The sequence below is a fragment of the Amycolatopsis sp. NPDC003731 genome, from assembly GCF_053586895.1.
This window is the reverse complement of the sequence record NZ_JBSFNC010000248.1, coordinates 1-8,781: the sequence shown is the minus strand read 5'-3', so window position 1 is coordinate 8,781 and position 8,781 is coordinate 1. Positions and strand designations below refer to the sequence as shown.

The following is an 8,781-nucleotide window of genomic DNA, read 5'->3' as shown; positions in this document are numbered from 1 at the left end:
GACATGCCGCGAATGACTCATTCGGGACGCGGGAGGTCCCGAATGAGTCATTCGCGACGTCAGGACTGCTTGCGCTTGGCGAACGCCGTCGGGCGGTCCTCCCACGGGGCGTCCGCGGGCCGCGCCGACGCCGCACCGGAGACCACCGCGTGCGCGGCCAGCACCCCGGACACCGTGGCGCCGTTGATCAGCTCGCCCGCCAGGGCCATCCGCACGGCCTCGGCGAGCGGGAACTTGCGGATGACCAGGTCCGCTTCCTCCTCGCCGAGCACCTCACGGTCCACTTCGGACAGTCCACGGGCCAGGAAGACCCGCACGACCTCGTCGGTGAAGCCGGGCGACGCGGCGACGTCGACCAGGGTCACCCAGTCGTCCGCGGCCAGGCCGACCTCTTCGACCAGCTCGCGCTTGGCCGTGCCGACCGGGTCCTCGCCGAGGTGGTCGATCAGGCCCGCGGGCAGCTCCCACAGCCGGTGCCCGATCGGGTGCCGGTACTGGTGGATCAGCGTGACCTGCTGGTCCTCGTCCAGCGCGACGATCGCCACCGCGCCGAGGTGCTCGATCACCTCGCGGACCGCGGTGCCGCCGCCCGGCATCACGACGTCGTCGATCCGCAGGCCGACGACGCGTCCGATGTGGACGTCCCGGCTGGAGGCGACGCTGAACTCGTGCTCGCCCGGCGCGGTCACCGGGCCGCCACCGGAGCTTCGGGCAGCTCGACCGGGAGCCGCTCGGCGACCTTGCGGTCCACCACGGCCTTGACGAACGCGCTGAACAGCGGGTGCGGCCGGGTCGGGCGGCTCTTGAGCTCGGGGTGGGCCTGCGTGCCGACGAAGAACGGGTGCTTGTCGGCCGGCAGCTCGACGAACTCGACCAGGTGGTCGTCCGGCGAGGTGCCCGAGAACACCAGCCCCGCGTCCGAGAGCTGCTTGCGGTAGGCGTTGTTGACCTCGTAGCGGTGCCGGTGCCGCTCGGAGACCTCGGTGCTGCCGTAGGCCTTCGCGACCTGCGAACCCGGCTTGAGCTTCGCCGGGTAGGCGCCCAGGCGCATGGTGCCGCCCATGTCCCGCTCCCCCGCGACGACGTCGCGCTGGTCGGCCATGGTCGAGATCACCGGGTGCTTGGTGTTCTCGTCGAACTCCGACGACCCGGCGTCGGTGATGCCGGCCAGGTGGCGGGCGGCCTCGATGACCATGCACTGCAGGCCGAGACACAGGCCGAGCAGCGGGACACCGCGGGTGCGCGCGTACTCGATCGCGCCGACCTTGCCCTCGATGCCGCGGATGCCGAACCCGCCCGGGATCAGCACACCGTCCACATCGGACAGCACGGAGGCGGCGCCGGACGCGGTCTGCGCGTCGTCGGAGGCGACCCAGACGATCTCGACCTTGGCGCGGTGGGCGAACCCGCCCGCACGCAGGGCCTCGGTGACCGACAGGTAGGCGTCCGGCAGGTCGATGTACTTGCCGACGACGGCGATCCGCACGATCTCGCTCGGGTTGTGCACGCGGTCGAGCAGGTCGCCCCACACCGTCCAGTCGACGTCGCGGAACGGCAGGCCGAGGCGGCGGACGACGTAGGCGTCGAGCGCCTCGCCGTGCAGCACCTTCGGGATGTCGTAGATGGACCGCGCGTCCGGGCAGGCGATGACGGCCTCGGTGTCGACGTCGCACATCAGGCCGATCTTGCGCTTGAGGTCCTCGGGGATCTCCCGGTCGGCCCGGCAGACCAGCGCGTCGGGCTGGATACCGATGTTGCGCAGCGCGGCGACCGAGTGCTGGGTCGGCTTCGTCTTCAGCTCACCCGACGGCGCCAGGTACGGCACCAGCGAGACGTGCAGGAAGAAGCAGTGGTCGCGGCCGACGTCGTGGCGGACCTGGCGGCAGGCCTCCAGGAACGGCAGGGACTCGATGTCGCCGACCGTGCCGCCGACCTCGGTGATGACGACGTCCGGCGCCTGGCCGGTCTCGTCGGGCCCGGCGGCCGCGGTGATCCGCGCCTTGATCTCGTCGGTGATGTGCGGGATGACCTGCACGGTGTCGCCGAGGTACTCGCCGCGGCGCTCCTTGGCGATCACCTCGGAGTAGACCTGGCCGGTGGTGACGTTGGCCTTGCCGTCGAGGTCGCGGTCGAGGAACCGCTCGTAGTGCCCGATGTCGAGGTCGGTCTCGGCACCGTCGTCGGTGACGAACACCTCACCGTGCTGGAACGGGTTCATCGTCCCGGGGTCGACGTTGAGATAGGGGTCGAGCTTCTGCATCGTGACGCGAAGCCCGCGCGCGGTAAGGAGCTGACCGAGGCTGGAAGCCGTGAGTCCCTTACCCAGAGAGGAGGCGACGCCTCCGGTGACAAAGACGTACTTGGTTGCCCGTGACTGAAGTCCCACGGGCCGCCAGCATATCCCACCGGTGCGGATCCGCGCGCTGTGACATGCCCGGGACGCCGGATATGACGCCCGCCACCCGCACGGGTGACCACGGGGATCGGCCCGCGGGAGCCGGCCGGCGAGCCGTCCGCCGTGGACGGTGAGCCGGCCCCGGAGACCTCGGCCGGGGTGCCCGCGCTCAGCCGGGACCACCCTGGGCGTCGTCGCCGTCGTCGTTCTGGTGGCCACGGCGGGCGTCCCGGTCGAAGATGCCCAAGATCTCGCACGGTCCGCCCTCGGCGCCGATCGCGTGCGGCAGCATCGTGGGGAATTCGGCAGCCTGGTTGGTCTCGAGGCGGAAGCGGCGGTGGCCGAGCATCAGGGTCGCCGTGCCGGACAGGACGACGAGCCATTCGCGGCCCGGGTGGGCGCGCATGCGGGCCGGGTTCTCCGGGGGCGGTTCGGTCATGCGCTGGCGCACCACGCTCATCCCGGGGTCGGCCTTGACGGTCCAGCGCATCCGGCCGTGGGCGCCGTCGATCGTCGGACTGGTGACGACGTCGTCGGTGGCCGTCTCGACGAGCTGGTCCAGGGTGGTGTCCAGGGCGCGGGCGAGGGTGACCAGCTGGTCCAGCGCGAGGCGGCGCTGACCGTTTTCGATGCGGCTCAGCGAGGACTGGCTGAGGTGGGCGCGGGAGGCCAGTTCCTCCAGGGACCAGCCCTGCGCCACCCGCAGGGCACGGATGCGTTTGCGCACGAGGCTGTCCAGGTCGCCATCTTCTTGCGTCATACGCAAGATCGTATGCCTCCGCAGCAAGTGGCGCCTAACGTCGTGGGCGGCTGGTCCGCAACGTCCGGGCCGGCGCACGAGAAAGGCAGGAGGCCTTGGCTGTGACAACTGCTCCACACGCGAGTGACGCCCCCGATGCGAGCCGGCTGCGCTCGATCCTGATCACCGTCTCGATCGCCCTGATGGCGGTGATCGCCTCGGCGACCGGGCTGAACGTCGCGCAGACCCACCTGGCCGTGGAATTCGACGCTTCCCAGAGCACGGTCCTGTGGATCATCAACAGCTACACCCTCGCCCTGGCCGCGCTGCTGCTGCCGCTCGGCGCCTTGGGCGACCGGCTGGGCCGCAAGCCCGTGCTCGTCGCCGGGCTCGGCGTGTTCGGTGTCGCCACCGTGGTCGCCGCCCTGGCCCCGACGGCGGAGGTGCTGCTCGCCGCGCGCGTGGCCGGCGGGATCGGCGCCGCGATGATCATGCCGATCACGCTGGCCGTCATCACCTCCACCTTCCCCGAGGCCCAGCGCGGCAAGGCGATCGGCGTGTGGACCGGCGTCGCCGGGGGCGGCGGCATCCTGGGCATGTTCCTCGCCGCGCTCCTCGTCGACGTCGCCGACTGGCGCTGGCTGTTCGCCCTGCCGGTGGCCTTGATCCTGGTGGCGCTGGCCATGACGGTGCAGTCGGTGCCCGACTCCCGCGAGACCTCGGCCCACCGGTTCGACACCGTCGGCGCCCTCGTCTCCGCGATCGCCGTGACCGGCCTCATCTTCGTCCTGCAAGAGGGCCCCGAACGCGGCTGGACCGCGCCCGCGACCCTGATCAGCCTGACCGCCGGCCTCGTCGCCGCCGTCGGCTTCGTGGCCTGGGAGCTGCGCCGCCGCGACGCCTCGCTGCTGGACGTGCGCCTGTTCCGGGAGCGCGGGCTGTCGGGCGGCTCGCTCACCCTGCTGGTGGTCTTCGGGGTCCAGGCGGGCATCGGCGTGGTCCTCTTCCCGTTCTTCCAGGCCGTGCTCGGCTGGCCGGGCCTGCTGTCGACGGCCGCGATGATGCCCATGGCGCTCGCGATGATGATCGCCTCCGGCCTGGCCGCCAAGCTGGCCGCCGGGATCGGCGCACGCTCGACCATGGTCGTGGGCGTCGCACTGGCCGGCGTCGGGATGGCGCTCATGGCGCTGTTCGTCTCCGTCGGCGGCGGCTACCTCTCCGTCCTGCCCGGCCTGCTCGCCATGGGCGTCGGCATGGGGCTGTCGATGACCCCGTCCACCGAGGCCATCACCGCCTCCCTGCCGCGTGAGAAGCAGGGTGTCGCGTCCGCCCTCAACGACGTCACCCGCGAGTTCGGCACCGCACTCGGCGTCGCCCTGCTCGGCGCGCTCGTGTCCGCCGGCTACCGCAGCGCCATCGACGACCGGCTGCAGGGCATCCCCCGGGAAGCGGCGGACACCGCCCGGGCCGGCGTCGCCAACGCCGTCGAGGCGGCCGGCCGCGCCGGCCCGCACGCACCGGACCTGCTCCGCGCCGCCCACCAGTCCTTCGTCGACGGCTGGCAGCAGGCGATGTGGGCCGGCGCCGCCATCATGGGCGCCCTATTGCTCTACATCGCCTTCCTCGGCCCCGGGAAGACCCCGGTCGCGGACGAGACCGGCCCCGCCGAGGCGGTCGCCGCCGGCGCGCGTGGTCAGGACACCTGAGCCGGCACCTTCGCCGGGCGCAGCCGCGGGCGCCCGGTGAGGGCCCGGCTGCCGGGCAGCCGCCGCAGGGCCTCCACGATCAGCACGGTCAGGACGATCGTCGCCAGGTAGATGATCACGCTCAGCCACGGCGCCCCGAACCGCTCCGCGACGTGCGGGATCGCCGGCCCGAGCAGCGCCAGCGCGAGCGGGTGCACCAGGAAGATGCTGAACGACCGGTTCGCCGCCCACGAGACCACCCGGGCTCCACGGCTGCCCTCCCGGCGGCGCGCCGCCCACCGCGTCGCGAACGCGTAGATCGCCGCGATCACCGTGAGGAACCACGGGATCAGGTACGGCTGGAACGGATCGCTGGCCACCTGCGGGAAGGTTCCATTGTGGACGGTGCGGAAGTAGAACCACTCGGTGCCCGCCAGCACCGCGACGAGCGCGCCGCCGAGCAGCAGCCGGTGCCGGCCCGCCCAGGCGTGCACGGCCTCGAAGTGCATGGCCACCACGGCACCGAACAGCGTGTAGAACTGGTACGGCAGGATCGTGCCGTACAGGTGGGTGATCGTCTCGTAGCTCACGCCGAACGGCTGGTAGGTCATGAACAGCGTGACGCCGACCTGCACCAGGCCACTGCCGAGCAGCAGCCACTTGTGCTTGCCCTCGGTCGCCCGCAGCAGCTTCATCAGCAGCGGGAACAGCAGGTAGACCTGCATCGTCACCAGCAGGAAGTACAGGTGGTACCAGGCCCCGCCGGTGAGCAGGTCCTCGAGCAGCAGGCGCATCGACGCCTCGAGCGAGCCCGGCTGCTGTTTGCCGGTCACCAGGCCGTACGCCCAGAAGAACATCGACCACGCGAGGTAGGGCGTCGCGACCAGCGGGAGCCGCCGTCGCCAGAAGTCGCCCGCGGTGAACTCGCGGCGGCGGTTCTGGAACACCAGCACGAACCCGGTGAGGGCGAAGAAGGCCTCGCGGGTGAAGTGCAGCGGCGTCTCGACGGCGTTGGCGCCGACGTCCTGCGCGAAGTTCGTCGCGCCCACCACGTGGATGAGGATGACGCAGGCGAACGTGATCAACCGGAACAGGTCGATCTGGTGGAGGTAGGGCGCTTTGCCGCCCGGTCTCGTGGCGCGGGCGGGGGCCTCGAGCGTGGCCTGGGCAGTCGTCATCGTGCCGCCGATCCGGCACCGTCGTCGGCGTGGTTCACGTTGTCAGACTTGCCACCCATTCTGTGAATTTCCCATGAAGCCGCTGGGAAGCGCCTGTTGGCCGGGGCCTCGCGGGATGTCGGATATGCCACTTCGACTCAAGGAGCGAAGGCTCCGCGATCATGTTAATGGGTGAGCTGACTGGTACGCAGCGTGACCTTCGTCATCAAGCTGTGACCTGCGGAAAGAGCGACCGGAGCGTGACTTCCCGGTTGACCCGCACGTGCTCGATCGCGGACGCCTTCGCCCGCTCCGCGTCCCCCGAAGCAATCGCCTCGTACAGCCGGCGGTGTTCGTCGAGCAGCTCGGCCCAGTGCTCGTTCTGGCTCGTGAGCCAGCGCAGCCGGCCCTCCAGGGGCTGCAGCATGGTGGAGAGCAGCGCGTTGCCCGCGATGGCGACGATCTCGTCGTGGAAGCGCGAGTTCAGCACGGTGATCCGGGCCGCGTCGCCACGGGCCGTGGCGCGGGCGGCGTCGGCGAGAACGCGGTCGAGGCGCTTGAGCTCCGCCGCGCCGGCGCGAGCCGCCGCCAGCCCGGCGGCCAATCCCTCGAGGGCCTCGCGGACGTCGAACAGCTCCTCGACGTCGACCCGTGCCAATTGCCGGACGACCACCCGCCGCGGCGACTGGACGACGAGGAACCCCTCGGCCTCCAGGCTGCGGATGGCCTCGCGCACCGGCACCCTCGACACGCCGAGGTCTTCGGCCAGCTCGCGTTCGACCAGCCTGTCGCCCGGGCGGAGCCGGCCGGTCAGGATCCGTTCGCGCAGCTCCTCGCGCACCCGCTGCCGGGTGGCCGCGAGGGGTTGCCGCTCGTTCACCGCGCCCCTCCTTCAACACCGCCGTAACCGGCCGTAACACGAGTTTATCGGCCGGAGGGTTGACTCGGGCGGACGCCGGGGTGATATTTGGGATTCCAAAGTTTGGTATCCCAAATCGCCGTCACCGCGCTGTGTCAAACGGGGCTTCGCCCCGGCCGGGGGCTCCGCCACCCGGAACCCCCGAAAGATGTGTAGATCGGAGGGCCCGCATGACCGCCGCCCCGCTCACCGAACCTTCGCAAGACACGACCACGCCACCCGATCCCCGCCTCTGGAACGAAGACCTCGCCCCCGCGAAGGAACGCCGGTGGAAGGTCTACGACATCTTCGCGCTGTGGATGTCCGACGTGCACAACCTCGGCAACTACACCTTCGCGGCCGGTCTGTTCGTGCTCGGCCTGTCGGCCTGGCAGGTGTTCACCGCCCTGCTGTTCGGGTTCATCATCATCTACGTCGGCATGAACCTGATGGGCCGGATCGGCCAGCGCACCGGCGTGCCGTTCCCGGTCGTCGCGCGGATCAGCTTCGGCACCTTCGGCGCCAACCTGCCCGCGCTGATCCGCGCGATCATCGCGATCTTCTGGTACGGCATCCAGACCTACCTCGCGAGCGTGGCCATCACGCTGCTCGTGCTGGCCATCGACCCGGGCCTGAAACCGCTGACCGAACACGGGTTCCTCGGCCTGCACGCGCTCGGCTGGATCTGCTTCGTCGCGCTGTGGGCGGTCCAGGCGCTGATCCTGACCCGCGGCATGGAGTCGGTGCGCAAGTTCCAGGACTGGTGCGGCCCGGCGATCTGGGTCGTGATGATCGCCCTCGCCGTCTGGATCCTCGCCGCCGGGCACTGGAACATCTCCTTCACCAGCAGCCCGAAGCAGCTGTCCACCGGGGAGCAGATCCGGCAGTGGTTCGGCGCGGCCGGGCTCATCCTGGCCACCTACGGCACGCTGATGCTCAACTTCTGCGACTTCTCGCGGTTCGCCCCGGACCAGAAGACGGTGAAGCGCGGCAACTTCTGGGGCCTGCCGATCAACTCGACGGCGTTCGCGCTGCTGTCGGTGATCGTCACCGCGGGCAGCATGCAGGTGTTCGGCGAGGCGATCACCGACCCGGCCGAACTGCTGGCCAAGGTGCACAACACCCCGGTGCTCATCGTCGGCGCGCTGACCTTCGCCGTCGCCACCATGGGCGTCAACATCGTCGCCAACTTCGTCTCCCCCGCCTACGACCTCGCCAACATCTGGCCGAAGCGGATCACCTTCACCATCGGCGGGATGATCAGCGCGGTCGCGGCCCTGTGCGTGCTGCCGTGGAAGCTGTACTCCTCGCCGGCGGTGGTCAACTACTTCCTCGGCGGGCTCGGCGCGTTCCTCGGCCCGCTGTTCGGGATCATGATCGTCGACTACTACCTGATCCGGCGCGGCAAGGTCGACGTCGCCCAGCTGTTCGTCGACGGCGGGACCTACCCGCGCGTGAACCCGCGTGCCCTCGTGACATTTTTCCCGACCGCCGCGCTGGCCGCGGTGATCGCGCTGGTGCCGTACTTCGCGCCGGCCGCGCCGTACTCGTGGTTCATCGGCACGGCGTCGTCGGCGGCGCTGTACTACGCGGTGTCGAGGAAGCATCGATGAGGATCGTCGTCACCAACTGCAACACCACCGAGGCGATGACCAAGGAGATCGAAGCCGGGGCCCGCGCGGCCGCGAGCCCCGGCACCGAGATCCTCGCCAGGACCCCGCGCTGGGGCCCGGAGTCGGCCGAGGGCTGGCTGGACAGCTTCCTGTCCGCCGCGGCCGTGCTGGACCTGTTGCGGGGGCTGGACGAACCGTTCGACGCCGCCCTTCGCGGCGCGGTTGGACGCCACGATCACGCGCGCGCTGCGCTTCACGGCCGCTCCCAGGTTCCGGTCTTGCCGCCGTCCTTGC

General features: G+C 70.6%; 8 protein-coding genes. 3 read left to right on the top strand and 5 right to left on the bottom strand.

The features are described from left to right. Positions 1 to 59 precede the first annotated feature (59 nt). The 3 genes from ACWDN5_RS45310 to ACWDN5_RS45300 form a co-directional block, all read right to left on the bottom strand. The gene (locus ACWDN5_RS45310) at positions 60 to 689 is read right to left on the bottom strand and encodes an NUDIX hydrolase (protein ID WP_310971396.1); all 630 of its coding nucleotides are present in this window, start codon (positions 687 to 689) and stop codon (positions 60 to 62) included. Further along, complete coding sequence (locus ACWDN5_RS45305; protein WP_310971395.1) at positions 686 to 2,386, bottom strand: CTP synthase; 1,701 nt, start codon at positions 2,384 to 2,386, stop codon at positions 686 to 688. Before ACWDN5_RS45305 ends, ACWDN5_RS45310 begins: the two co-directional genes overlap by 4 nt. A gap of 178 nt (positions 2,387 to 2,564) precedes the next feature. Next, complete coding sequence (locus ACWDN5_RS45300) at positions 2,565 to 3,155, bottom strand: helix-turn-helix domain-containing protein (protein ID WP_310971394.1); 591 nt, start codon at positions 3,153 to 3,155, stop codon at positions 2,565 to 2,567. Positions 3,156 to 3,256: 101 nt separating this feature from the next. Here ACWDN5_RS45300 and ACWDN5_RS45295 point away from each other — a divergent pair, with 101 nt between their 5' ends. After that, a complete protein-coding gene (locus tag ACWDN5_RS45295; protein ID WP_449680625.1) occupies positions 3,257 to 4,840 on the top strand; it encodes an MFS transporter in 1,584 nt (527 codons plus the stop codon). On the opposite strand, the gene ACWDN5_RS45290 is transcribed toward ACWDN5_RS45295, so the two are convergent. Continuing rightward, on the bottom strand, positions 4,828 to 5,997 hold the full coding sequence (locus tag ACWDN5_RS45290; protein WP_449680624.1) for an acyltransferase: 1,170 nt from the start codon (positions 5,995 to 5,997) through the stop codon (positions 4,828 to 4,830). The genes ACWDN5_RS45295 and ACWDN5_RS45290 overlap by 13 nt on opposite strands. A 205-nt stretch (positions 5,998 to 6,202) precedes the next feature. Beyond that, positions 6,203 to 6,856: a GntR family transcriptional regulator gene (locus tag ACWDN5_RS45285; RefSeq protein ID WP_310971392.1), complete on the bottom strand. Its 654-nt coding sequence runs from the start codon at positions 6,854 to 6,856 to the stop codon at positions 6,203 to 6,205. Between the two features lie 209 nt (positions 6,857 to 7,065). Between ACWDN5_RS45285 and ACWDN5_RS45280 the strand changes: the two genes are divergently transcribed. Both ACWDN5_RS45280 and ACWDN5_RS45275 read left to right on the top strand, forming a co-directional pair. After that, positions 7,066 to 8,487 carry an NCS1 family nucleobase:cation symporter-1 gene (locus tag ACWDN5_RS45280; protein WP_449680623.1) on the top strand — a complete coding sequence of 474 codons (1,422 nt, stop codon included), beginning with the start codon at positions 7,066 to 7,068 and terminating at the stop codon, positions 8,485 to 8,487. After that, positions 8,484 to 8,781, top strand: a 298-nt coding sequence (locus ACWDN5_RS45275) for an aspartate/glutamate racemase family protein (protein ID WP_449680622.1), incomplete at its 3' end; no start/stop codon positions are given. The genes ACWDN5_RS45280 and ACWDN5_RS45275, both read left to right, overlap by 4 nt.

Excerpts from the sequence above, each read along its gene's own strand:
- ACWDN5_RS45280 (WP_449680623.1), top strand. The coding sequence starts at position 7,066 with ATGACCGCCGCCCCGCTCACCGAACCTTCGCAAGACACGACCACGCCA.
- ACWDN5_RS45300 (WP_310971394.1), bottom strand. The coding sequence starts at position 3,155 with ATGACGCAAGAAGATGGCGACCTGGACAGCCTCGTGCGCAAACGCATC.
- ACWDN5_RS45290 (WP_449680624.1), bottom strand. The coding sequence starts at position 5,997 with ATGACGACTGCCCAGGCCACGCTCGAGGCCCCCGCCCGCGCCACGAGA.